Origin of the sequence: Nocardia rhamnosiphila NBRC 108938 (assembly GCF_000720425.1) — a bacterium.
GTDB classification, from domain to species: Bacteria; Actinomycetota; Actinomycetes; order Mycobacteriales; family Mycobacteriaceae; genus Nocardia; species Nocardia rhamnosiphila.
This window is the reverse complement of the sequence record NZ_JOAJ01000001.1, coordinates 1136758-1160439: the sequence shown is the minus strand read 5'-3', so window position 1 is coordinate 1160439 and position 23682 is coordinate 1136758. Positions and strand designations below refer to the sequence as shown.

The 23682-nt window shown below is 69.7% G+C and carries 25 protein-coding genes; 14 read left to right on the top strand and 11 right to left on the bottom strand.

The features are described 5' to 3' along the window. The 4 genes from IG75_RS0105165 to IG75_RS0105150 all read right to left on the bottom strand — a co-directional run bounded on the left by IG75_RS0105165 (position 1) and on the right by IG75_RS0105150 (position 4095). Entirely contained in the window at positions 1-882 is an 882-nt protein-coding gene (locus IG75_RS0105165; RefSeq protein WP_030519995.1) for a heme ABC transporter ATP-binding protein, read from the bottom strand. Beyond that, positions 879-1961: a FecCD family ABC transporter permease gene (locus IG75_RS0105160; protein ID WP_030519994.1), complete on the bottom strand. Its 1083-nt coding sequence runs from the start codon at positions 1959-1961 to the stop codon at positions 879-881. The genes IG75_RS0105165 and IG75_RS0105160 overlap by 4 nt, the downstream gene beginning before the upstream one ends. Before the next feature lie 70 nt (positions 1962-2031). Continuing rightward, positions 2032-3069 carry a heme/hemin ABC transporter substrate-binding protein gene (locus IG75_RS0105155; RefSeq protein ID WP_030519993.1) on the bottom strand — a complete coding sequence of 346 codons (1038 nt, stop codon included), beginning with the start codon at positions 3067-3069 and terminating at the stop codon, positions 2032-2034. Positions 3070-3120: 51 nt separating this feature from the next. Then, positions 3121-4095 carry an aldo/keto reductase gene (locus IG75_RS0105150; RefSeq protein WP_030519992.1) on the bottom strand — a complete coding sequence of 325 codons (975 nt, stop codon included), beginning with the start codon at positions 4093-4095 and terminating at the stop codon, positions 3121-3123. A 257-nt stretch (positions 4096-4352) separates the two neighbouring features. On the opposite strand from IG75_RS0105150, the gene IG75_RS0105145 reads away from it, so the two are divergent. The 6 genes from IG75_RS0105145 (at position 4353) to IG75_RS0105120 (ending at position 9772) form a co-directional block, all read left to right on the top strand. After that, complete coding sequence (locus tag IG75_RS0105145) at positions 4353-5288, top strand: undecaprenyl-diphosphate phosphatase (RefSeq protein WP_030519991.1); 936 nt, start codon at positions 4353-4355, stop codon at positions 5286-5288. A gap of 136 nt (positions 5289-5424) precedes the next feature. Beyond that, the gene (locus tag IG75_RS0105140; RefSeq protein ID WP_030519990.1) at positions 5425-6126 is read left to right on the top strand and encodes a histidine phosphatase family protein; all 702 of its coding nucleotides are present in this window, start codon (positions 5425-5427) and stop codon (positions 6124-6126) included. A 123-nt stretch (positions 6127-6249) separates the two neighbouring features. Beyond that, positions 6250-6834, top strand: coding sequence for a DUF3090 domain-containing protein (locus IG75_RS0105135; protein WP_030519989.1), 585 nt, complete (start codon positions 6250-6252; stop codon positions 6832-6834). Further along, a complete protein-coding gene (locus tag IG75_RS0105130; protein WP_030519988.1) occupies positions 6831-7637 on the top strand; it encodes an SCO1664 family protein in 807 nt (268 codons plus the stop codon). Before IG75_RS0105135 ends, IG75_RS0105130 begins: the two co-directional genes overlap by 4 nt. A gap of 165 nt (positions 7638-7802) precedes the next feature. Continuing rightward, positions 7803-9044, top strand: coding sequence for a cysteine--1-D-myo-inosityl 2-amino-2-deoxy-alpha-D-glucopyranoside ligase (mshC, locus tag IG75_RS0105125; RefSeq protein WP_030519987.1), 1242 nt, complete (start codon positions 7803-7805; stop codon positions 9042-9044). Positions 9045-9208: 164 nt separating this feature from the next. After that, a complete protein-coding gene (locus IG75_RS0105120; protein WP_030519986.1) occupies positions 9209-9772 on the top strand; it encodes a TetR/AcrR family transcriptional regulator in 564 nt (187 codons plus the stop codon). Positions 9773-9804: 32 nt separating this feature from the next. Here IG75_RS0105120 and IG75_RS0105115 read toward each other — a convergent pair whose 3' ends face one another. Next, positions 9805-10383: a TetR/AcrR family transcriptional regulator gene (locus IG75_RS0105115; RefSeq protein ID WP_030519985.1), complete on the bottom strand. Its 579-nt coding sequence runs from the start codon at positions 10381-10383 to the stop codon at positions 9805-9807. A 184-nt stretch (positions 10384-10567) separates the two neighbouring features. On the opposite strand from IG75_RS0105115, the gene IG75_RS0105110 reads away from it, so the two are divergent. Continuing rightward, a complete protein-coding gene (locus tag IG75_RS0105110; RefSeq protein WP_030519984.1) occupies positions 10568-11233 on the top strand; it encodes a class I SAM-dependent methyltransferase in 666 nt (221 codons plus the stop codon). 12 nt (positions 11234-11245) lie between these two features. On the opposite strand, the gene IG75_RS0105105 is transcribed toward IG75_RS0105110, so the two are convergent. Both IG75_RS0105105 and IG75_RS0105100 read right to left on the bottom strand, forming a co-directional pair. Further along, positions 11246-11881: a response regulator gene (locus tag IG75_RS0105105; protein ID WP_030519983.1), complete on the bottom strand. Its 636-nt coding sequence runs from the start codon at positions 11879-11881 to the stop codon at positions 11246-11248. Continuing rightward, positions 11878-13083, bottom strand: a complete 1206-nt coding sequence (locus IG75_RS0105100; protein ID WP_030519982.1) for a sensor histidine kinase — start codon at positions 13081-13083, stop codon at positions 11878-11880. Before IG75_RS0105100 ends, IG75_RS0105105 begins: the two co-directional genes overlap by 4 nt. Before the next feature lie 213 nt (positions 13084-13296). Here IG75_RS0105100 and IG75_RS0105095 point away from each other — a divergent pair, with 213 nt between their 5' ends. Next, entirely contained in the window at positions 13297-14334 is a 1038-nt protein-coding gene (locus tag IG75_RS0105095; RefSeq protein ID WP_218028249.1) for an ABC transporter permease, read from the top strand. Further along, positions 14331-15017: an ABC transporter ATP-binding protein gene (locus IG75_RS0105090; protein WP_030519980.1), complete on the top strand. Its 687-nt coding sequence runs from the start codon at positions 14331-14333 to the stop codon at positions 15015-15017. Before IG75_RS0105095 ends, IG75_RS0105090 begins: the two co-directional genes overlap by 4 nt. 102 nt (positions 15018-15119) lie before the next feature. Here IG75_RS0105090 and IG75_RS0105085 read toward each other — a convergent pair whose 3' ends face one another. From IG75_RS0105085 to IG75_RS0105070, 4 genes are all read right to left on the bottom strand, one after another. Beyond that, positions 15120-16721, bottom strand: a complete 1602-nt coding sequence (locus IG75_RS0105085) for an acyl-CoA synthetase (RefSeq protein WP_030519979.1) — start codon at positions 16719-16721, stop codon at positions 15120-15122. A 41-nt stretch (positions 16722-16762) separates the two neighbouring features. Next, complete coding sequence (locus IG75_RS0105080) at positions 16763-18013, bottom strand: hypothetical protein (protein ID WP_030519978.1); 1251 nt, start codon at positions 18011-18013, stop codon at positions 16763-16765. Positions 18014-18018: 5 nt separating this feature from the next. Next, positions 18019-18570, bottom strand: coding sequence for a nuclear transport factor 2-like protein (locus tag IG75_RS0105075; RefSeq protein WP_030519977.1), 552 nt, complete (start codon positions 18568-18570; stop codon positions 18019-18021). Between the two features lie 136 nt (positions 18571-18706). After that, the gene (locus IG75_RS0105070; RefSeq protein WP_030519976.1) at positions 18707-18907 is read right to left on the bottom strand and encodes a ferredoxin; all 201 of its coding nucleotides are present in this window, start codon (positions 18905-18907) and stop codon (positions 18707-18709) included. A gap of 378 nt (positions 18908-19285) precedes the next feature. Here IG75_RS0105070 and IG75_RS0105065 point away from each other — a divergent pair, with 378 nt between their 5' ends. The 5 genes from IG75_RS0105065 (at position 19286) to IG75_RS0105045 (ending at position 23668) form a co-directional block, all read left to right on the top strand. Further along, entirely contained in the window at positions 19286-19687 is a 402-nt protein-coding gene (locus IG75_RS0105065; protein ID WP_030519975.1) for a carboxymuconolactone decarboxylase family protein, read from the top strand. Positions 19688-19757: 70 nt separating this feature from the next. After that, the gene (locus IG75_RS0105060) at positions 19758-20633 is read left to right on the top strand and encodes an LLM class F420-dependent oxidoreductase (RefSeq protein WP_030519974.1); all 876 of its coding nucleotides are present in this window, start codon (positions 19758-19760) and stop codon (positions 20631-20633) included. Further along, on the top strand, positions 20633-21895 hold the full coding sequence (locus tag IG75_RS0105055) for a glycosyltransferase family 4 protein (protein WP_030519973.1): 1263 nt from the start codon (positions 20633-20635) through the stop codon (positions 21893-21895). The genes IG75_RS0105060 and IG75_RS0105055 overlap by 1 nt, the downstream gene beginning before the upstream one ends. Next, positions 21889-22620: a class I SAM-dependent methyltransferase gene (locus IG75_RS0105050; protein WP_030519972.1), complete on the top strand. Its 732-nt coding sequence runs from the start codon at positions 21889-21891 to the stop codon at positions 22618-22620. Before IG75_RS0105055 ends, IG75_RS0105050 begins: the two co-directional genes overlap by 7 nt. Further along, complete coding sequence (locus tag IG75_RS0105045; protein ID WP_030519971.1) at positions 22607-23668, top strand: glucosidase family protein; 1062 nt, start codon at positions 22607-22609, stop codon at positions 23666-23668. The genes IG75_RS0105050 and IG75_RS0105045 overlap by 14 nt, the downstream gene beginning before the upstream one ends. The last annotated feature ends 14 nt before the right edge of the window (positions 23669-23682 follow it).

The window sequence follows — 23682 nt, the reverse complement described above, 5'->3', positions numbered from 1 at the left end:
TCAGCCGCGTGCGGGGCGGGCGGGCAGCACCAGTTGCGCACCGGTGTCCGGGTGGTCGAGGACCTCGACCGGGTACCGGTAGACGCGGCTGAGCAACTCACCGGTGAGTACCTCGCGCGGGGGCCCGGCGGCGGCGACGCGTCCGTCGTCCAGTACCGCGACACGGTCGGCGTAGGCGGCGGCGGACGCCAGATCGTGCAGGACGACCACCACCGCGGCACCGGCCGCGGCGCGGTCCGCGGCGAGGGCGAGCACGGCTTCCTGATGCCCCAGGTCCAGGGCGGCGGTCGGTTCGTCCAGCAGCAGGGTCGCGGTGTCCTGGGCCAGCACCCGGGCCAGTGCGACGCGCGCGCGTTCCCCGCCGGACAGGCTCGGGAACGACCGGCCGGCGAGGTGAGTGCTGTCGGTGGCGGCCATGGCGGCCGCGATCACCTCGTCGTCGCGGCCGGCGTGCGGGGTGCGCTGCCAGGGTGCGCGCCCCATGGCGACCACCTCCGCGGCGCTGAACGGGAAGCCCACCGTATGCGACTGCGGCAGTACCGCGCGGCGGCGGGCCATATCGATGGGTGTCCACCGGTCGAGCGGATGGCCGTCGAGTTCGACGCTGCCTCGGCCGGGGTCCAGTTCCCCCGCGAGTACCGCGAGCAGAGTCGATTTTCCGGCGCCGTTGGGCCCCACCAAAGCCACGACCTCGCCGGCGGCGACCTCGAAATCGACGTCGTCGAGTACCCGCCGTGTCCCGCCGCCGCCCCCGTGCCGGTCCAGGGTGACTCCCCGGGCGCGCAGCGTGACGCGGCCCGGTTCCGGGGTGCCGGGCAGATCGTGACCGCGCCGCAGCAAACCGGTGAGCCCGTCGCGCAGTGTGGTGGTTTCCGCGGTCATGCCCAACCTCCCGCCCGGGCCCGGGTGCGGCGCAGCAGCCAGAAGAAGAACGGGGCGCCGATGAGCGAGGTGAGCATGCCCAGCGGTAGGTCGGCGTTGTCGACCAGGGAGCGGGCGGCGACATCGGCGGCCAGGAGCACCACCGCACCGGTGGCCGCGCTGACCGGGACCAGGGCCCGGTGGCCGGGGCCGACGACCATCCGCACCACATGCGGCACGATCAGGCCGACGAACAGGATGATGCCGGTGAAGGCCACCCCCGCGGTGGTCAGCACGGCGACGATCACGATCACCGTGCGTCGCAACCGTTCCACGTCGACGCCGAGATGGCGGGCCGCGGATTCACCGAGCGCGAGCAGGTCCAGTCGGGGCGCGACGAGGACCGCGGCGGCGATCCCGGCGGCGGTCAGGATCGCGACGACCGTGACCGCATCCCAGGTGGCGCCGTTGAGGCTGCCGAGCTGCCAGAACACGATCTGGTCGCGTGCCGCGGGCGAGGCGACGAACAGCAGGAACGCGATGAGCCCGCCGGCGAACGCGTTGATCGCGACACCGGTGAGTACCAGTGTCACCACTTCGGTGCGACCGTTCGCTCGCGACAGCAGGTACACCAGGGCGGTGGTGATCAGTCCGGCGGCGAATGCGGCCGCCGCGACCGACCAGGCGGCCACGAAGGCCCCGCCGAACACGATCACCGTCCCGGCGCCCACCGCGGCACCCGAGGACACTCCGATGACGCCGGGTTCGGCGAGCGGATTGGCGAAGACACCTTGGAGCAGCGCGCCGGCGGTGGCCAGGGCAGCGCCGACCAGGATCGCCAGGACCACGCGTGGGAACCGGACCTCCCACAGCGTGACCTCCCCGGCCGGGTGGGCGGGCAGCGGGCCACAGGCCAGGCCTATCCGGTGCGCGACGCTGCCGGCGACCTCGGCGGGCGTGGTGGGGACCTGCCCGATGGCGGCGGAGGCCAGGGCCAGTACAACCAGCGCCACGACAGCGACGGTGAAGGCGAGGACCGCGCGGCGGCGCGGGTGACCGGTATTCAGGGGTGCGGGTGGTTTCTCCAGGTCGACGGTCATGCCGCATCCAACGGCATGACCGAGGGTCCTCCGTGGTTACGCTGCGCTGCCGCCTCCGGGCCCGCCCCGCTCATGCGCCGGTCCGGCCGTATACGGCGTCGGACAGCGCGGAGATGACACGGCCGGTATTGGGCCCGAACGACAACAGCACCGCGTCGGACATATCGACGATCCGCTTGTTGCGGCCCGCCGGCGTCTGCGCGATTCCGGGGATCCGGGAGATCCCGTCGACTCCGCCGATCGATTTCATTCCGTCGGTCATGACCAGCAGCACGTCGGGAGCGGCCGCGATCATGGCTTCGCTGGTGATGGCGGTGAACGGTTCGGTCAGCCCGGCCCGCTGCCCGGCGTCCTCGGCATCGAGCGCGGCGATGAGTGCGTCGGCGCCGGAGCCGGGCCCGGCCAGCATGGTGATGGCGCTGGAGCGCAGGTACAGGAACGCGATGCGCAGCCGCGGATCCGGGGCGGGGACGGCGGCGGAGGCGGCCGCGATCTCGTCGCTGGTACGGCGGCCGAGCTCCTGACCGCGCTGCGGCACCCCGAGGGCGGCGGCGACCGCCTCGATCTGTGGGACCACCCCTTCCATGGTGCGTTCCGGGTCGAAGTAGACGACGGTGACCCCGGTGGCGCGCAACTGTTCCCGGACCGCCGGAGATGCGCTGGTGGTGTCGGTGAGGAACACACTGGGTCGCAATGCCAGGATCGATTCCACATTCAGGGCGCCGTTGCCGCCGGTAACGTTCGGCAGGTGCGCGACGGCGGGGAACGCCGCCGCGGTGCTGCGGCCGACCAGGTTCTCGCCCAGGCCCAGCGCCCAGACGATCTGGGCGAGGGTGCCGTACCGATCGGCGGCGACGATCCGGCTCGCGTCGGCGACCGTGACATCGGCGCCGTCGAAGGAGCGGACGGTGGCCGGCAGAACCGGCGTGGGCGGCGGAGTGATCGGTACCGGATCCAGGTCGTCGAGGACCGCGGTGGCCGGACCCTGCTGGGTGGCGGCGCCGGCGGGTTCGGGGCTGTCGCAGGCGGCGGTGAGTACGAGCAGGCCCGCCGCGAGTCCTGCCAGCAGTGCGCGCGCCCGTCCGGAGCGGACCCGGTGATACCTCATGAAGGCAAGGCTAATCCGTGCGGGTGTGGCCGGTGCTCGCCCGCCCCCGCACTACGGGGTGGAGCTCACATCGTCGAGGGCGGCGGCGATCGCTCGCGGCAGTTCCAGCGTTTCGGCGGCCAGGACCCCGGTGAGCTGACCCATATCGCGGGCGCCGACGAGCATGCTCGCGACCCCGGGCCGGTCCCGCACCCACGCCAGCGCGACCGCCAGCGGGGAGGTGGCCAGTCCGTCGGCGGCGGTGACCAGGGCGTCGACGACGGCGGTGGCGCGGTCGTCGTCGAGGCGGCCGCGGATCTCGGCGGCGGTCGCCTCGTCGGCGGCGCGGGAGTCCGCCGGTACGCCGTCCCGGTATTTCCCGGTGAGGATGCCGCCCGCCAGCGGCGCGGTGGCCACCAGTCCGGCGCCGTGGTGCGCGGCGGCCGGCGCCGTATCGTCCTCCGCGCCGCGGGTGAGCAGCGAATACGGGGTCTGTACTGCGGTGACCGGGCTGACCGCGGCCAGGCTGGCCAGCTGCCAGGCGGTGAAGCCGCGGACACCGGCGTAGCGGGTGCGCCCGGAGGTGATCGCGTATTCCAGGGTCGCGGCGATCTCGTCGAGCGGGGTGCTCGCATCCCAGGCGGTGATCTGCCAGAGGTCCACGTGGTCGGTGCCCAGTTCCAGCAGTGTGCGGTCCAGCTGCCGGAGCAGGCTGCGGCGCGAGCAGTCGACCGTGATCCGCGCCTGCCCGGGCGGCGGCGGGTCGCTGCCCGCGGGAACCGACGGGAAATACGGGACCAGGCCCGCACCGGCGCACAGAACGAGCTCGTCGCGCGACACCAGATCGCCGAGGAGGTCGGCGAGGATCCGTTGCGCGGCCCCGCCGGCATAGGCGGGGGAGGTGTCGACGAGAGTGCCGCCGGATTCGGCGAACGCGATCAGTTGCGCGGCGGCGGTATCGGGGTCGGTATGGCTGCCCCAGGTATGGGTGGCCAGCCCGATCCGGGAAACCCGCAGCCCGCTGCGGCCGACGGTGCGCTGTTCCATCACCGAGTCTCCGTGTCCGGCACGGTTCGACAAATCCTCACGGCGCCCAGCCTAGAGCGTGTTCGCGCGGTGGCGGTCCGGGACGAACCGTCCGCTCGGCGTGTCCGCCGCAGCGGCGGCCGCTGCGCGGGAGCCGGGGCGGGCACTGTAGGGTCGCTGCCGGTCGTCGCCGTGCCCGGCTGCGGCCGGGGTGCCGTAAGACCGAAGGCGGAGCGGGTTTTCGGCGTTGTACAGGAGGATGTGTGGTTGGCGAGTCGATGACCTGGGTGCAGGCGTTGGTGCTCGGGTTGGTGCAGGGTCTGACGGAGTTCCTGCCGGTGTCGTCGTCGGGTCATCTACGGATCGTGTCCTCGTTGTTCTTCGGGGAAGACGCGGGCGCGTCGTTCACCGCGGTGACCCAGCTCGGTACCGAGGCCGCGGTGCTGTTGTTCTTCGCCAAGGACATCTGGCGGATCGTGCGGGTGTGGTGCGCCACGGTGTTCGAGAAGCTGACCGCGCGGTCCCGGGAGAATGTGCCGGTCAGCGAGATGGTCACCACGAAACTTCCGGTGGTCACCGGAACCGGTCCGGCCGGTTACGACCCCGGGGCCGAGGCGCAGCGCGAACTCGATTACCGGATGGGCTGGTATGTGATCATCGCCACCGTCCCGATCGGTGTGCTGGGGCTGGTCTTCAAGGATCAGATCCGCACCGGCGCCCGGAATCTGTGGCTGGTGGCGATCATGCTGATCGTTTTCGCGCTGGTGATCGCGGCGGCCGAACACTTCGGCCCGAAACAGCGGCCGCTGGAACAACTCACCACCCGTGACGGGCTGGTGATGGGCATCGCGCAGTGCCTGGCGTTGATCCCTGGGGTGTCCCGGTCGGGTGCCACCTCCAGCGCGGGTCTGTTCCTCGGTTTGAAACGGGAGGCGGCGGTGCGGTTCTCGTTCCTGCTGGCGATCCCGGCGGTCACCGCGTCCGGACTGTTCAGTCTCCCCGATGCTTTCGAACCCGCGGGTGAGGGACTCAACGCCTCGGGTGCCCAGCTGCTGGTGGCGACCCTGGTGTCGTTCGTGGTGGGTTACGCGTCGGTGGCGTGGCTGCTGCGGTTCGTGGCGAAGCATTCGTTCTACTGGTTCGTCGGCTACCGGATCGTGCTCGGCGTCGTACTCATCGGTCTGCTCGCGGGCGGGGTCGTTTCGGCCACATGACCGACAGAGACGACGCTGCCGCGGCGGCCGATTCCGGTTTCGCCGCAGGTGCGGCCGGGCCGGACCCCGGAGGTGTTCCGGCTGTGCGCGGACTTGCCGATGAGCTCCGCCCGACCGCGCCCATTAGGCTGGCCGCATGACGGTGATCCTGCTGCGACACGGTGTGTCGACCTCCAATACCGGCGGCACTCTCGCCGGCCGCAGTCCCGGTGTGGAACTCACCGACCGCGGTGGCGAACAGGCCCGGGCCGTCGCAGACCGGCTCGCGGGCCTGCCGATTTCGCGGATCGTGACCTCGCCGCTGCTGCGCTGCCAGCGCACCGTATCGCCGCTGGCGGCCGAACTCGGCCTGGAACCGGTGGTCGACGACCGCCTCGCCGAGGTCGATTACGGCGAGTGGACCGGTCGCCGGATCCAGGACCTGCTGCAGGAGCCGCTGTGGCAGGTGGTGCAGCGGCATGCTTCGGCGGCGGTCTTCCCCGGCGGCGAGGGGCTGGCGCAGGTGCAGGCGCGGGCGGTGTCCGCGATCCGCGAACACGATCGCGCCCTGGCCGAGCTGCACGAGGGGGACCAGTTGTGGGTGGCCTGTACCCATGGTGATGTGATCAAGGCGGTGCTCGCGGACGCGCTCGGCATCCATCTCGACGGATTCCAGCGGATCATGGTCGAGCCCGCCTCGCTCAGCGTTGTCCGCTACACCCGCACCGCGCCGTTCGTCACGCGGATGAACGACACCGGTGCGGACCTGTCCGGTCTGGCGCCCGCACCGAAGGCCGAGTCCGGCACATCCGGACCGGTGCCCGGTGGGGAGATCGGGGCAGGAAGGAAAGACGGATAATGGGTATGCCCGATACCGGCGAACGCGCCACCTCTCGGCGGCATCGGGCGAATCGGCGTCCGCGCCGGGATACGGCGCAGCGGGGTACCGCAGCCGAACAGGGTCACGTATCAGGAGGTGCATGTGTCACGAGCAATCCATGTTTTCCGCACCCCCGAACGTTTCGTCGCCGGAACTGTCGGTGAGCCGGGCGATCGCGCGTTCTACCTGCAGGCGGTGGAGGAACCCCGGGTGGTGAGTGTGCTGCTGGAGAAGCAGCAGGTGAAGGTTCTCGCCGACCGGATGGGCCTGCTGCTCGACGAGGTGGCACGGCGATTCGGTGCCGAGGTGCCGCCGCAGGCCGATCAGGTCAACGACAACGCGCCGCTGGTCACGCCGATCGATGCGGAGTTCCGGGTCGGCACCATGGGGCTGGGCTGGGATGCCGACGCGGGTGCGGTGGTCGTCGAATTGCTGGCGATCACCGAGACCGAGGTGGACGAATCGGTGGTCCTCGACGATACCGACGAGGGCCCGGACGCGGTCCGGGTGTTCCTCACCCCCGATCAGGCACGCGAATTCGCGCTGCGGTCCACCCGGGTGATCGCGGCCGGCCGGCCGCCGTGCCCGCTGTGCGGCGAACCGCTGTCGGCGCGCGGGCACATGTGTGTGCGCACCAACGGGTACAAGCGCGGTGAACTGTTCGGCGCGAACGATCTGGAGGAATGACCGTGCCCGGCACCGTGGACGCGCTGCGCGCGGGTGAACTGACGGTGCTGGGCCGGGTGGGGGTCGCCAGCAATGTGACCCTGGTCTGTGATCTCGCCACCGGTGACGGCGATCTGCGGGTGGTGTACAAGCCGGTCCGCGGTGAGCAGCCGCTGTGGGATTTCCCGGACGGGACCCTGGCCGGGCGCGAGGTTGCCTCATATCTGATCTGCGGTGCGCTGGGCTGGACGGTGATTCCGGAAACGGTGTTACGGGACGGGCCCTACGGTCCGGGAATGGTTCAGCGCTGGATCACCACCCGCGAACCGCGGGAACCGCACAGCGCCCGGCTGGATCTGATCGATCTGTGTCCGCCGGAGCGGGTACCGGACGGTTTCCGGGAGGTGCTGCGCGCCTACGACGGCGCCGGGGACGAGGTATCGCTGGTGCATGCCGACGATCCGCGGTTGCGGCGGATGGCGGTGCTGGATGTGCTGTTGAACAACGCCGACCGTAAAGGCGGGCACGCCCTGGAATCGGCCGACGGCGAGGTGTACGGCGTCGACCACGGGATCTGCCTGCACCAGGAGAACAAACTGCGCACGGTGCTGTGGGGATGGGCCGGGGAGCCGATACCGGCGGATCTGCTCGCCGATATCGCCGCGTTCACCGAAACCCTGCCCGGCGAGCTCGCCGACCGCCTGGCCGAACATCTCACCGACCCCGAGATCGATGCCCTGCTGCGCCGGGCGAAGCGCCTGCTCGACGAACCGGTGCTGCCCTACCCCGAGACGTCACGTCCTATTCCGTGGCCCGCTTTCTGACCCGGTGACCGGCGCCGGCGCCGGATTCGCTCTGTCTGAAGCCAACGGTTGCCTTCTCCCGGCGGCCGCGTTCGCGCAGGTCCACGGGCCACCGGCGATCATGGTCGCGGCGCAGGTGGCGGGGTGGGCGGGGCGCGGCGGGTGGAGACCTCTACTCTCGAAGGTATGCAGTCCTGGTCCGACACCCCGATCCCCGCGGTCCCCGGAACAGGGCCACCGTTGCGGTTGCACGACACCGCCGATTCCTGTATTCGCCCGGTGACCCCGGGCAAGACAGCCACCATGTACGTGTGCGGGATCACCCCGTACGACGCCACTCATCTCGGTCACGCCGCCACCTACCTGACTTTCGATCTGGTGAACCGGGTGCTGCGCGACGCCGGCCGCGCGGTGCACTACGTACAGAACGTCACCGATGTCGACGATCCGCTGTTCGAGCGGGCGAATCGCGACGGGGTGGACTGGCGGGACCTGGGCACCGGCGAGATCGAACTGTTCCGCGAGGACATGGCGGCGCTGCGGGTGCTGCCACCGCGGGAGTACGTGGGCGCGATCGAATCGGTGGAGGAGGTCGTCGAGCTGGTCGGCAAACTGCTGGCCTCCGGCGCCGCCTACACCGTCGAGGACGACCGGTACCCGGATATCTATTTCCGTACCGACGCCACCGAGCAGTTCGGGTACGAATCGGGCTACGACCGCGCCACTATGGAACGCCTGTTCGCCGAACGCGGCGGTGACCCGGACCGGCCGGGCAAGCGTGATCCACTGGATGCCCTGCTGTGGCGGGCCGAACGTCCGGGGGAACCGTCGTGGCCGTCGCCGTTCGGGCCGGGGCGGCCCGGCTGGCATATCGAATGCGCGGCGATCGCGGTGAACCGGCTGGGTACCGAATTCGATATCCAGGGCGGCGGCAGCGATCTCATCTACCCTCATCACGAATACTCCGCCGCCCACGGTGAGGCATTGGCCGCGGGCCGTCGCTTCGCCCGCCATTACGTGCACACCGGCATGATCGGGCTGGACGGGGAAAAGATGTCCAAGTCCAAGGGCAATCTGGTGCTGGTGTCGAAACTACGGGCCCGGGGCGTGGATCCGGCGGTGATCAGGCTGGGCCTGTTCGCCGGCCACTATCGCGCGGACCGGATGTGGACCGACAGCGTACTCACCGAGGCCGATACGCGGCTGCGGCACTGGCGGCAGGCCGCCGCGGTGGCCGCCGCGCCGCCGGCCGCCGATACCGTGGCCCGGCTGCGCACCCATCTCGCCGACGATCTGGACACACCGGCCGCGCTCGCGGCCCTGGACGCCTGGGCGCACGACGCGCTCGAGTACGGTGGCGCCGACCCGGCCGCGGGCGCGGATATCGCCACGGCGGTGGACGCGCTGCTCGGCGTACGTCTGCGCTGACCGGGCGCGGTGCGCGCTCGGCTTCGGGCACCCGACCTTTGGTCCGACGGTGGACCGGCCGCGCCGGTGGTGACCTTTCACCACTCCCGGCCGGACGGGGTCGCGCATGGGGTACTGTTCGATCCTCGAAATCCCCACCCGTTCACCGAAGAGATCGGCGCCGCATGTCTCGTATCGTCAGTAAGGACAACTACTTCGACACCGGCCTGGAGGTTCTGTCCGAGCTCGGTTTCCGGCACCTCAACATCGGCGTGCTGTGCCGGCGGCTCGGGGTGACCAGCGGATCGTTCTATCACCATTTCGGGAGCTGGCAGTCGTATGTGGATGCGCTGCTGGACCATTGGGAGAATCGGCAGGTACTGATCCTGCGCACATTGAATTTCGACCCGTCCACGCCCGATGAGGCGATCCGGGCCCTGTCGGATCTGACGCTGGGCCTGCATCACCGGGCGGAGGCGGCGATCCGGGCCTGGGCGGCCAACGACGAAGCGGTCGGGGTGGCGCTCAAGCGGGTCGACGAATCCCGGCGCCGCACCGTGCGCAAGACGATCACGGGTGTGGTGGGCGACGAGCGGATCGCCGCCGTGGACACCGAACTCGGGATGGCCCTGCTGATCGGCTACCAGCAGATGGTGGCCGCGGGTCAGCAGGTGTGCCTGGACGAACTCCTCGGTGAGTACGCCCGGCTGGTCTACTCCCACGTCCGCCGTCCGGCCGTGAGCGGCTAGGGCCGCGGTACCCGGTTTCCGGCCGGCCGAGGTCATTCGAGGACGAGCAGCGCCGCCTTTTCCAGCCGGTCGGCGATATCGGCGTACGACTCGTAGCCCATGCCCGCGCGGACCAGGGCCCCCGCGTACAGCAGTTCCAGCGATTCCACGGTTTCGGGGTCGGCTTCGGGTTCCAGGGCCCGGGTGATGCGCTGCCGGATCTCCATACCGATCCGGGTCCGGAGATGCTCGACGTCGGGATCGCGACCCAGCAGCGCGCTCGTCACCGCCCCCGACAGTTCCTGTTCGTCGGCCACCAGCAGGGCGATACCGCGCAATTCGGCCAGTACCCGCACGGTGGGGTCGGCGTCGTGGCTGACCGGGCTCTCCGAAGACCGGATCCGGCGCCAGAAGATCTCCGCCACCAGATGTTCCTTCGAGGAGAAGTACGTGTAGGCGGTCGCGGTGCCCACACCCGCGGCGGTGGCGACCATGCGAATGGTGAGTCCGGCGAAACCTTCGCGGGACAGCACTTCCATCGCGGCTCTGGTGAGTTTGTCCACGGTGTCCGCCTGCTTGCCGCTCAAGCGCCGCCGAGTGGCCTCGAGAATTCTGGAATCGCCTTCGGACATGTGTCTAGATAGTAGTGTCGGTGCAGTGCCGGATCAACTTCCGCGCAGCCTGCAGCCCGTGAAGTAATGTCGGTCACCGTCGTACCCCGCGATCCGGAAGAGAGTCCCGACCTCCGATGATGCGAAATATTCGCCTATGCTCCGGCCTCCGCGGGCCCTGTGTACCTGTTTCGAAGGAGGCCTGATGGCCCTGTCGGCCCCCGCTCCGCAGCTGACCGACGAGCAACTGTTCGACCACGCCCGCCGGGCTACCGGATTCATGCCGGAAGAGGAGGGCCGCGCGCTGCACGCAGCGGCCGTGAAGTACTGCCACGGCGGGGTGATCACCGAAATCGGCACCTACTGCGGGAAATCGACCATCCTGCTCGGCGCCGCCGCCCGCGCGCAGGACGGGGTCGTCTTCACTGTCGACCACCATCACGGCTCCGAGGAACACCAGCCCGGCTGGGAGTACCACGACACCTCCCTGGTCGACCCGGTCACCGGCCGGTTCGACACCCTGCCCCGGTTCCGGCACACCATCGACACCGCGGGCCTGTCCGATACCGTCATCGCGATCGTCGGGACCTCCGCGCGGGTGGCCGCCACCTGGCGGACCCCGATCGACTTCCTGTTCATCGACGGCGGCCACACCGAAGAAGCCGCCGACCGTGACTACCGCGGCTGGGCCAAATGGGTGGTCCCCGGGGGCGGACTGGCCATCCACGATGTTTTTCCCGATCCGGCAGACGGCGGCCAGGCACCCTACGGTATCTACCGGCGGGCGGTCGACAGCGGTGAATTCCGGGAGGTATCGGTGACCGATTCGCTCCGTGTGCTGGAGCGGGTCCGCCCGGGCACACCTTCCTGACGCCCGCGGCCTTCACCGCCGGATCAGGCCCGCTTCGGTGGCCGCCGCGACGGCGGCCGTACGGGAATCGACACCGAGCTTGGTGTAGATCCGCGCCAGATGGGATTTTACGGTTCCCTCGGTGAGGTGAAGGTCCGCGCCGATCGCTCGGTTGGACAGGCCTGCGGCGACCAGGGTGAGGACCTCGGTTTCACGACGGGTCAGTGCGGCTCCCGGCGTGCGCAACCGGTTCAGCAGCCGGTCGGCGACAGCGGGGGCCAACGCGGTGCGTCCGGCGGCGGCGGTCCGCACGGCGGCCGCCAGGTCTTCGGGCCGGGCGTCCTTGAGGACGTATCCGGTGGCTCCCGCTTCGATCGCCGGCAGGATATGGGCTTCGGAATCGAAGGTTGTCACGATGAGTACCCGCGGACTTCCGGGCCGTGCGGTGATCCGGGCGGTGGCCTCGGCGCCGTTCATGCCCGCACCGAACTGTAGGTCCATCAGCACCACGTCGATATCGCCGGCGCCCGCGCGGCCGACCGCCTCCTCGGCGGTGGCTGCCTCGGCCACCACCGTCACGCCGGGTTCGGTCTCGAGCACGGCGCGCAGCCCCGCCCGGACAACCGGGTGATCATCGGCAAGCAACAGCCGGATCCGGGTCCCGGTCACGCGGACGCCCCGACTCCGGCGCGTGGAGGACCGAGAGGTAGCCGGGCAGTCAGTGTGGTGCCTTCTCCCCGCGCGGAATCGACGGTCAGCTCCCCGCCGAGCGCGCGGACGCGATCGCTCATCGACGCGAGCCCGAAGCCGCCGCCGTCTCCGTTCGCGGAGGAGCCGGCGGGGTCGAATCCGCACCCGTCGTCGGCGATGGAGAGGACGACCCGGTCTTCGAGATATCGCAGGACGATATCGGCGCTCGCCGCGGCCGCGTGGCGGACCGTGTTCGCCAGCGCGGACTGGGCGATTCGTAGCAAGGCGACCTCGTACGAGGTCGGCATCGGGACCGGGTGCCCGTCGCGGTGGAAGCGGGCGGTGATCCCGTGGCGGGCACCGGTGGCCACGCAGAGGCGTTCGAGTGCATCGGCCAAGGAGGCTCCCTCCAGCGCGGGTGGGGTGAGGGCGGCCACGAACCGGCGTGCTTCGGCGAGGTCGTCGACCGCGGTCTGGCGCGCTTGGCCGACATAGCGCAGCGCGCTGTCCGGCGCCCCGGGCAGTACCCGCTCGGCGGCGCGCAGGAGCAGCTGGATACTGGTCAGGCCCTGAGCCAGGGTGTCGTGGATCTCGCGGGCCAGCCGCTCCCGCTCGGCCAGCACCCCGGCAGCGTGTTCCGCGGCCGCGAGCTCGGCGCGGGTGGCGGTGAGTTCCTCGATCAGCCGCCGGCGCCGTTCGCTTTCGCGATAGAGCGCCTGATACCCACGGACCACCGCGATGGCCACGGCCGCGCCGAGTGCGGGGCCGATAGCCATCGGTGGGCCGAACGTGGCCTGGTGGGCGGCGAAGCCGAGTGCGGCTATCACGGCGGTGACCGCGACGGCGGCGGTTCCGGCGCGTCGTGGCAGCAGATGCAGTTGGAGGAAGTACAGCGGGAAGGCGACCCAGACACCGTCGGCGGATATCACGAGCAAGGCAAGCCAGGCGCAGACGAGGACGGCCAGCCATACCGTCGCGGCCCGCCCGGAGCTGCGCACAGCGGGCAGCATCGATCCGCTCGCGTACACCAGCCCGCATGCCGTGGCCGTCGCCGCGACCGCAACGGCGTGCGGGTGGTGGCCGGCGACCGCCCGCCCCACCGCGAGTACGAGCAGTGCCAGCACCAGCAGGTGCAGGGACCAGGCCAGGCCTCTGGGGGTGAAAGTGTGGGTGGTGTTCACGGTCCCCCCAGCCTAAGCAGCAGTGTGCGGGGCTGCCTCTGTCGAAAGTAGGAACCGTCGCTGTGCCTTCGGACCGGTCGTTCTCCGTCCTGGGGCAGATGTGCGCGCGGGGCCGGGCGGCGAGGGTGGAGACACCACCCCCTCACGAAAGGGCTGCCGCCCGTGTTCGTCGCCTGGAGAGACCTGAAGTTCGCCCGCGGGAGATTCGCCCTCATGGGCATAGTTATCGTGCTGATCAGCTTGTTGATCGGAGTGCTGTCCGGCCTGACCGCCGGCTTGGCGCAGCAGAATATCTCCGCGATCACCGGTCTGCCCGCGAGCAAGATCGTATTCGGCGAGGACGGCACCGGCGCCGAGCTGTCGTACACCGAATCCCTCATCACCGAGGACCAGTGGCGGAGGTGGTCGGATACCCCCGGCGTCGACACCGCCGAACCGCTGGGGGTCGGCATCGTCACCGCGAAAGCGGGAAGCAGGACCGCGGGCGTCAGCGTGTTCGGCGTCCGGCCCGGTTCGGCCCTTGCCCCCGCCGGTGAACTGATCGGTGCGGGGACAGCGGTACTGTCCGGCGCCGCGGCCGACGACCTCGGCGTCGAGCCCGGCGAAACCCTGACATTCGCCGGCCGGACACTGGTGGTCGCGGCGGTGCGCGGTGCCGCCTCGTTCGCGCACACTCCCGTTGTCTGGACCGGGCTGGACGCCTGGCGCCGTACAGTACCCGCGGCCGAGGGCCACGGTGCACCGATCGCGACCGTTATCGCGCTGAATACGGACGCGGAGGTGGACGTGCGGGCCGTCGACAAGGCGGCCGGGACGACAACGGTCTCGACCCGCGATTCGCTGGCCGCGATCGGGTCCTACACCTCCGAGAACAGTTCGCTACAGCTGATGCGCGGGCTCCTGTTCGTCATTTCCGCGCTGGTCGTCGGCGCGTTCTTCACCGTGTGGACCATTCAGCGCAGCCGTGACGTCGCCGTCCTGAAAGCGCTGGGCGCATCGACCGCACGGTTGATCGCGGACGCCCTGGGCCAGGCGACCGTCCTGCTGGCCGGCGGCACTCTGCTCGGTACCGGCTTGGCGATCGGGCTGGGTGCCGCCGTACGCGGCGCGTCTGTGCCGTTCCTGCTGACGCCCGCGGACGCCGCGGTGTCGGCCGCGTCGCTGATCGTGCTGGGCCTGCTCGGCTCTGCCCTGTCCATTCGCCACATCACCTCTGTCGACCCATTGACCGCTCTGGAGTCCGTGCGATGACCCTGAATCTGACCGCTGTCACCCTGTCCTATCCCGACGGGCCGGTGCGTATGACCGCATTGGACAACGTGGACCTGGACGTCTCCGCCGGCACGCTCACCGCTGTGGTGGGTCCCTCCGGATCCGGCAAATCCAGCCTGCTGGCCGTAGCGGCCACTCTCATCACTCCGGATTCGGGGACGGTGACCGTGGACGGTCTCGAGACCACCGGCATGTCGCGGCGAGCGCTCGCCGCTCTCCGTCGGCAGCGGATCGGGATCGTCTTCCAGCAGCCGAATCTGCTGCCCGCGCTCACCGCAGCCGAACAGTTGACCGTCGCGGCGCGCTTCACCGGCGGCAGCACCCGGGGCGTGCACGACCGGGCCCTGCGGATACTCGATTCGGTCGGTCTGGCCGACGCGGCCGGACGGCGTCCGCACCAGCTCTCCGGTGGCCAGCGTCAGCGGGTGAGTATCGCCCGAGCGCTGATGAACGACCCCGCCGTGCTCCTGGTGGACGAGCCCACCAGTGCGCTGGACCGCGAGCGCGGCGCGGCCGTCGTCGATCTGATCGCCCGCTCTACCCACCGTCGCGGGATCGCTACCGTCATGGTCACGCATGACCCGACCCACCTCGCGGCGGCCGATCGAGTCGTGGAGGTACGCGACGGCCGACTGCACTCTCCGGCGGCCGTAGGGTCCTGACCGGGCCCCCGGAGTGCATGCAGCGGGTTGGGGCCGGCCTCGCCCGCTCGACGGCCGGAACGCGCCGGGATATCCCGCGGCCTGCGCCTGTACCGCAGAGTGTCAGTCCGCCCGATGGTCGGGCGCGCGCTCCGCGGCGTACTTCCTGGCCCAGGTGTAGTCCGGTTTACCGCTGGGCGACCGCACGATCGTGTCCGTGATCCATACCGCGCGGGGCACCTTGTACCCGGCGAGGTGGCCGCGGACGTGGGCGCGCAAGCCCTCGGGGTCCAGTGCGCCCCCGGTGAGGCTGACGACCACGGCGACCTGCTGACCCCAGCGTTCGTGCGGTACACCGATCACGGTGGCGTCGTAGATATCGGCGTGCGATTTCACCACGCCCTCGACCTCTTCGGCGAACACCTTCTCCCCACCGGTGTTGATCACCATATTGCCGCGGCCGATCAGGCTGATGGTGCCGTCGTCCTCCAGCCGGGCCCGGTCGTCGGTGACGACGATGCGCTGCCCGTCCACGACCTTGAACAGTTTCGCGGTGCGCTCCGGATCCTTGTAGTAGCCGAGCGGTACCGCGCCGGTCTTCGCCAGCCAGCCCTCTTCGCCCGGTTCCACCGGACGTCCGTCGTCGTCGACGACCACCGCGCCGCGCCCGATCGACACCCGCGGTTTCCGTGCCGGGTCCGCGTCGCGCTGCGCGAATCCGATACCGCCGAAACCGGTTTCGGAGGATCCGATGGAATCGGAGACGAACAGGTTCGGGATCAGGTCCAGCAGCGCGTTCTTGGTGGGTTGGGTGAGCAGGGCGGCGCCCGAGGCGATCATGAACAGCCCGGTGGTGTCGACGGGGTCGGCGCGGTAGGCGTCGATGAGCGGGCGGGCCATCGCGTCACCGGTGACGACCAGGACGCCGGGATGTTCGGCGGCCACCGTGCGCCAGACGTGGGCGGGATCGAACCGGGGCACGAAGATCACGCAGTTACCGGACCACAGCGCGATGAAGGTCGGCATCATGGCCGCCAGATGCATGAGCGGCGGCAGGATCATCCAGGTGGAGGGTTCACCCGCGGCGCCCGTGCGGGATTGCTGGTATTCGTCGGTGACGGGTTCGTTGCTGTAGAAGTCGATCCCGCCGCCGAGGACCCGCCACATGTCCTCCTGTCGCCACAGCACGCCCTTGGGCATACCGGTGGTGCCGCCGGTGTACATGACGAAGAGATCGTCGGCGGTGCGCGGCACCTCCGGCCGGGTGGTGGGTGCGGCCGCGGTGACCTCGGCCAGGCAGTCGACCCCGGGGTCGGCCGGGGTGCGGTCGTCGGCCGCGCACAGCAGGTATTTCAGCCGCGGCGATCGCTGTGCCGCGGCGCGTACCGCCTCCCCGTAACAGGCGTGGTACACCAGATATTCGAGGTCGGCGTTGTCGTAGAGGTAGGCGAGTTCCTCGGGTCCGTACCGGAAATTGATATTCACCGGTACGGCGGCCAGTTTGAAGCAGGCGATCAGCGTCTGCATCGTCTCGATGCTGTTGTGCATCTGGAACCCGATATGCGTGCCGCGGGTGACCCCCTGGGCCGCGAGGTGGTGGGCGAGCTGGTTGGCGCGTTCTTCCAGCGCACGGAAGGTCACGCGCCGACCCTCCTCGATCAGCGCGATCCGGTCGGGCACGGCGTCGACCGAATGTTCGAACAGGTCGGCGAAATTATTGGCCATATCAGTCCTGCGGTGGGCCGGGCACCGGGTGCCCGGAGGGGTCAGACAACGGTGAGGGGCAGTGGGATACCACGGTCGGTGAACCGGAAGTCGACGCCGGTGCTGAAGCGGGTGATCGCCACCTCGGGTGCTTCGGCGAACGGTTCGTCGGCGCGCGAGATCTCGGCGGTCCAGCCGTCGGGTCCCTCGTCGACGACCCGGCTCCGCAGATGCGGGTCGACCCCGCGGACCAGGGCGTCCAGTGGGCCGAGACGGTCGGGTTCGATCATCGACAGCCAGCCGTGGTCGGTGAGCGCGCCGCTGCCGGCGGGGAACCGGATCCGCAGGACACCGATGCCGGGCTCGACTTCGACATCGGTGTAGTGCCGCGGATTCAGCGCCGGATGTACGCGCAGCACTTGGGCGAGCGCGTCCAGATCGGTGCCCAGTCCGAGACTTGCGCGGATCCGTTCGGAGGCCACCCCGGCGATTCCGGTGAACTGTTTGCGCCCGATCTCCACTGCGGCGTCGTCGTCGGTGCGTTCGTGCACCGCGATCATGAACCCGAGCACCAGCAGATGCTGCTGTAGGCACACCTCCTCGGCGATGCGGACCAGGGCCGAATGCGAGAAGTCGGCGAACCGCAGATCGCTGAGCAGCGGCCCGCTGTAGTCGGCGTGGCCCTCGTCGCCCGGGTCGATATCGGCCAGCGGTAACTGCGCGGCCACCGACTCCGCCACCAGCGGCGCGTTGCGGGGGACCTCCGGCGGGGTGTGCGATTCGTCGATGATCACCGTCCACGCGCACATGGGATGCCGGTCGGCGGGGACCCGCGGCGGGCGGTGGATGGGCCGCACCTGGGCGTACTTGTTGGTGGCCAGTGCGGTGGCGTCGAAGGTGGGATCCTCGATGTCGTGGCACATGGCCGTCACATAGTCGGGACCCATCGGTTCGACGTCGACCAGGGCGCCGCAGTGATCGAGCCAGAATTCGCCGTGGCGGGCATCGTCGACGCGGAACCGGAAGTCCATGAACTGCGGTGGCGCGCCGATATCGAGCTGTAGTCCCTTGAAGATGGTGACCACGTCGTCGCCGGTGTAACCGAGTGCCCGCTGCATCCGCCGGGTATAGACCGGGCTGGACAGCTGCCATTCCTCGATCGCGACCTCGGCCATCCCTTCCCGGCCGAACGCGGAGATGCAGTGCGCCATCCCGGACCGGTCGATCAGCTGCCCGCACAGCAGCAGTTCGGGCACGAGGACGGCCAGCTGCTCCCGGGTCAGCTCGTGGAACCTGCTGGTGGGTACGGACATCGGGGTCACCAGAGGGAGGCCGGCGAGGTGCCGATCCTGTACCACCCCGGCAGCCGGCCGGAGGTGGCCTTGGCGATCCGCGCGTTCATCCCGTCCGACATCGCCTTATCGGTCATCATCTCCAGGAACAGCGCGGAGACATTGCCGTAGTCGAAGAAGTCGCGTTGCCACGACCACTGGTAGTCGCCGCCGTAGCGGAACCAGCTGCCGCCGATCCCGTTCACCGTGTACTTGCTGCCGTCGGCGCGCGGCGTGGTGTCGTAGACCTGCTTCCAGAAGCCGATCACGTCGCCGCTGCGCTCGTCGATAACGAACTGCTGATACGGGTACTGCCAGCCCTCCAGGCCCTCCATCTCCTGGCCGAGCGCGAGATCGCGGATCTCGTCGCGGCCGACGGCCATGAATTCGTCTTTGGGGCCGTAGTTCCAGCCGTAGGTGGCATCGGGGGTGTACATATCGGCGAGCGGCTTCCAGTCGCCGAGCTTCTCACATCGTTCGTTCTCCGCCACCCAGCGGCGCACCATCTCGTCGAGTTCGGCGCGGTCGAAACCTGTCATGGATATGTCCCTTTCGAAAAGGATTTGTGGGCTGGATCGATCGGTATCGGTGTTCGTGGGCGATCGGTCGACATGCCGAGGCGGACGCCGAGGCGCAGGCGGCGGTGTGGCACCAGCGCCCACGGCCCCGATCTGCTCAGTCGGTGTCGGCGACAAGCAGCAGGGCCTGGGTGGGGCAGTAGCGGACGGCATTGTCGACGTCGGCTTTCAGCTCCGGGCCCGGGTTCGGGTCGAGGATCTCCACCTGGCCGCGTTTGGGTACGGAGAAGACGTCCGGTGCTTCGGCGGCACAGACGGCGTGTCCCTGGCACAGGTCCAGATCGGCCACGATTTTCATGATGTGTGCTCCCTCGGCGTGGAGTGTGCGGGGCGGTTTCCCGGGGCGGCGGGGCGTAGCGCTCCCGGGTCGGAACCTGCCCGGTCCGAGAACGAGTTCCTCCCGGGCGACGGGCGGTCGGCCCATCGGGAAGACACATAGCTGGACATGTGTCTGGACGCTACCATCGACAGGTGTGCCCGACAACGATTCAGCGATTTTCCCAGAATCGGCGCCGGCGCCGAGGCGATTCACGAATGTCGCGGGAGATGCTGTCCTGACGGTTTCCGGCTGCAGGAACGAGAACATGTTCTTGCGTGGTGGCGAGCGTCCGAATTATATTCCGTACACCTGTCCAGACACTTCCGGCGGAGCGGATCCGGCGGAGAAGGAGCAGCCATGAGCGACCCCACCCCCGAGTCCACCGTGCGTGAACGCGGGCTGGCCAAGATGGCGGAGGTCTACGGATGGGAATTCAAGGACGGCCCCGGCGACCATTTCGCCGTCACCGCCGACCACCTGTTCGCCGATATCTGGTCCCGCCCCGGCCTCACCCTGCGGGACCGCAGGCTGCTGCTACTCGGCGCGCTCACCGCCCAGGGCCTGTTCGATGTCGCCGGTATCCAGGTCGGCGCCGCCCTGCAGAACGAGGAACTCGACGAAACCCAGCTGCGGGAGATCGCGCTGTTCCTCTGCCACTACGTGGGCTGGCCGGCCGGCACCTCACTGGACCACGTGATCGGCGCCCAACTCGACCAGCACGCCAAGAAGGCGAAGAAAGCCGCCGAGAACGGCCGCTGACGACCACGATCTTCCACCCGCCGGGACGCGCCGCGGCCCGCCGGCCCCACCACAGACAAGGCACACAGGTATGCGTTTCGGCATCGTTCTGTTCACCAGTGACCGCGGGATCGCCCCCGCCGCCGCGGCCCGGGCCGCCGAGGACCACGGATTCTCCTCGTTCTACGTCCCCGAGCACACCCATATCCCGGTGAAACGCGAAGCCGCGCACCCCCAGACCGGCGACGCGTCGCTGCCCGACGACCGCTATATGCGGACCCTGGACCCGTGGGTCGCGCTCGCCACCGCCGCCGCGGTCACCGAACGGATCGAACTGGCCACCGCGGTCGCGCTGCCGGTCGAACACGATCCGATCACCCTCGCCAAGACCATCGCCTCGCTCGACCACCTCTCCGGCGGCCGGGTCACCCTGGGGGCGGGTTTCGGCTGGAATACCGACGAGCTGGCCGATCACGGCATACCCGGCAACAAACGGCGCACGGCCCTGCGGGAATACCTGGAGGCCATGCGGGCGCTGTGGCGTGAGGACGAGGCCGCCTACGACGGCGACTTCGTGAAGTTCGGGCCCAGCTGGGCCTGGCCCAAACCGGTCGACCGCACCGTTCCCGTCCTGATCGGCGCGGCCGGTACCGAACGGACCTGCGCCTGGATCGCGAAACACGCCGACGGCTGGATCACCACCCCGGGGGAGAACGATATCTCCGGCAGCCTGGCGACGCTGAAGAAGGCGTGGGCCGACGCCGGCCGCGAGGGTGCGCCGCGGGTGGTGGCCCTGGATTTCAAACCCGACGCCGAACGCCTGGCGTCGTGGTCCGCCGACGGTGTCACCGATGTGCTCTACGGCCTGCCGGACAAGGGCGAACCGGAGGTGCGTGCCTATCTCGAACGGCTGGCTGGCAAACTGCGGAGCATGAATTCGATCACCGAGACGGGCGAGGACAGCTAGTGCGGATAGCCCTGTTGTCCTACCGCAGCAAGCCTCATTGCGGTGGGCAGGGGGTCTACGTGCGCCGCCTCAGCGCCGGACTGGCCGAACTCGGCCACGACGTGGAGGTCTTCTCCGGTCAGCCCTATCCCGCCGACCTGGATCCGCGCGTAACCCTGACCGAGGTGCCCAGCCTGGACCTCTATCGCGACGACGACCCGTTCCGCACGCCGCATCCCCGCGAAATCCGGGACCGGATCGATCTGCTGGAACTGGCCACCATGTGGACCGCCGGTTTCCCGGAACCGCGCACCTTCAGCATGCGCGCCGCCCGGCTGCTGCGTGGACGGGTCGACGATTTCGATGTCGTGCACGACAACCAGTGTCTGGGCAGCGGGCTGCTCGATATCGCGAAACGGCTGCCGCTGGTCGCCACCGTGCACCATCCCATCACCAAGGACCGTGAAGTGGATCTGGCGGCGGCTGTCTGGCGGCGCAAGCCCCTGGTGCGCCGCTGGTACGGCTTTCTGGGAATGCAGGAGCGCATCGCCCGGCGGATCCCCGATCTGCTCACCGTCTCCTCGTCGTCGGCCACCGATATCGCCGACGATTTCGGTGTCGACCCCGGCCAGCTGAATGTTGTGCCGCTCGGCGTGGACACCGAACTGTTCGCGCCGCGTGGTCCCCGGGTGCCCGGCCGGATCGTCGCCGTCGCCAGCGCCGACAAACCCCTGAAGGGCATCACGCATCTACTGCAGGCGCTGACCCGGCTGCGGATCACCCACCGGGTGGAACTGCAGCTGGTGGCGAAACTGGAGCCCAACGGGCCCACCGAGAAACAGATCGCCGAACTCGGCCTCTCCGATATCGTCACGGTCCGTCCCGGGCTCAGCGATACCGAACTCGCCGAGGTGCTGGCGTCGGCGGAGATCGCCTGCATCCCGTCCCTCTACGAGGGTTTCTCGCTGCCCGCGGTGGAGGCCATGGCGTCGGGGACCCCGCTGGTGGTCAGCCGCACCGGTGCGCTCCCGGAGGTCGTCGGCGAGCCGGGCGTCTGCGCCGAACTCACCGAACCCGGCGATTCCGCCGAACTGGCCCGGGTGATCGGGCAGCTGCTGGATTCCCCGCAGACCCGGCAGCGGATGCAGACCGCCGCCCGGGACCGCGCCGTCTCGGTGTTCAGCTGGGAATCGGTGGCCGCACAGACCGTGCAGGTGTACGAGCGGGCCATCGCCCGGCACACCGGCTCGCCGGAATTCATCACAGGAGGCGCCTCGTGCTGACCGTCGACTTCGACCGTGCCGGGATCGGTCCGGGCACCCGGGTCATCGATGTGGGCTGCGGGGCCGGCCGGCATTCGTTCGAGGCCTACCGCCGCGGCGCCGATGTGGTCGCCTTCGACCAGGACGCCCCCGAACTCGCCGAGGTCGCCACCATGTTCGAGGCCATGGCGCAGGCCGGGGAAGCACCCGCCGGGGCGAAAGCCGAAGCCGTCCACGGTGACGCGCTCGATCTGCCCTACGGCGCCGGGGAATTCGATGTCGTCATCGCCTCGGAGATCCTGGAGCACGTCCCCGCCGACGACGCCGCCATCGCCGAACTCGTGCGGGTGCTGCGGCCGGGCGGGCAGCTGGTGGTGACCGTGCCGCGGTGGCTGCCCGAGCGGGTGTGCTGGGCGCTGTCGGACGAGTACCACGCGAACGAGGGCGGGCATATCCGCATCTACAAGGCGGACGAACTGCGGGACAAGATCACCGCGCGCGGTCTGCGGCACACCCACCGCACCCATGTGCACGCCCTGCACTCGCCGTACTGGTGGATCAAATGCGCGGTGGGCGTACACAAGACCGAACATCCGCTGGTCCGTGCCTACCATCGGATGCTGGTGTGGGACATGATGAAACAGCCGGCGCTGACCCGGACGGCGGAGCGCCTGCTCGACCCGCTGGTCGGCAAGAGCGTGGCGTTGTACTTCAGCAAGCCGGCGGTGACCCGTGCCGGCGGGTGAACTCCCGTCGGTTCCTTCGGTTCTCACCCGCCGTCAGATCCTGCAGACCGCGCAGTCCATCGCCGCCGCGCAGGAACCCGACGGCGCGGTTCCGTGGTTCCCGGGCGGTCACACCGACCCGTGGGATCACATCGAATCGGCGATGGCACTCACCGTCGCGGGGCTGCGCGACGAGGCCGTCGCCGCCTACACCTGGTCGGCGCGCACCCAGCGCCCCGACGGGTCGTGGCCCCGGCAGTTCCGCGCCGGTGAGATCGAGGATCCGGCCACCGATGTGAACTTCTGCGCCTATCTCGCCACCGGTGTCTGGCATTATCTCGCGATCACCGGTGATACCGCGTTCGCGGCCGATCTGTGGCCGGTGGTGGCCGCCGCGATCGACCTGGTCGTCGCGAGCCAGGGCGAGCACGGTGAGATCCATTGGCTGCGCGACGGCGACAAGGTCCTGCCCGAGGCGCTGGTGACCGGTTCGGCCAGTATGTATCACAGCATCGGGGCCGCGTTGGCGCTCGCGCGCCGGTTCGGGGACCCTCGCCCGGAGTGGGAGACCGCCCGCGACCGGCTCGGCCGCGCATTGCGCGACCACCCGGAGGTGTTCACCCGCAAGGACCGCTATTCGATGGACTGGTACTACCCGGTGCTGGGCGGGGCGCTGCGCGGACAGCCGGGGTACGACCGTATCGCCGAACGCTGGGACACCTTCGTGGTCGGCAATATCGGTATCCGCTGTGTCAGCGACCGGCCCTGGGTCACCGGCGCCGAGACCTGTGAACTCGTGCTGTCCCTCGACGCGCTGGGTGACCGGGACCGGGCGCTGGGCCTGCTGGCCAGCATCCAGCATCTGCGGGAGACCGACGGCTCCTACTGGACCGGGCTGGTGTACGCGGACGGGAAACGCTGGCCGGTGGAACGCACCACCTGGACCGGTGCCGCGGTGATCCTGGCCGCGGACGCCCTGTCACGGGCGACTGCCGGCAACGGGATCTTCCGCGATCTCGCCGCCGACGCCGTCCCGGGGCGGGCCGTGCCGGTGCGGGTCACCGGCTGACGCCCGGGACGGCG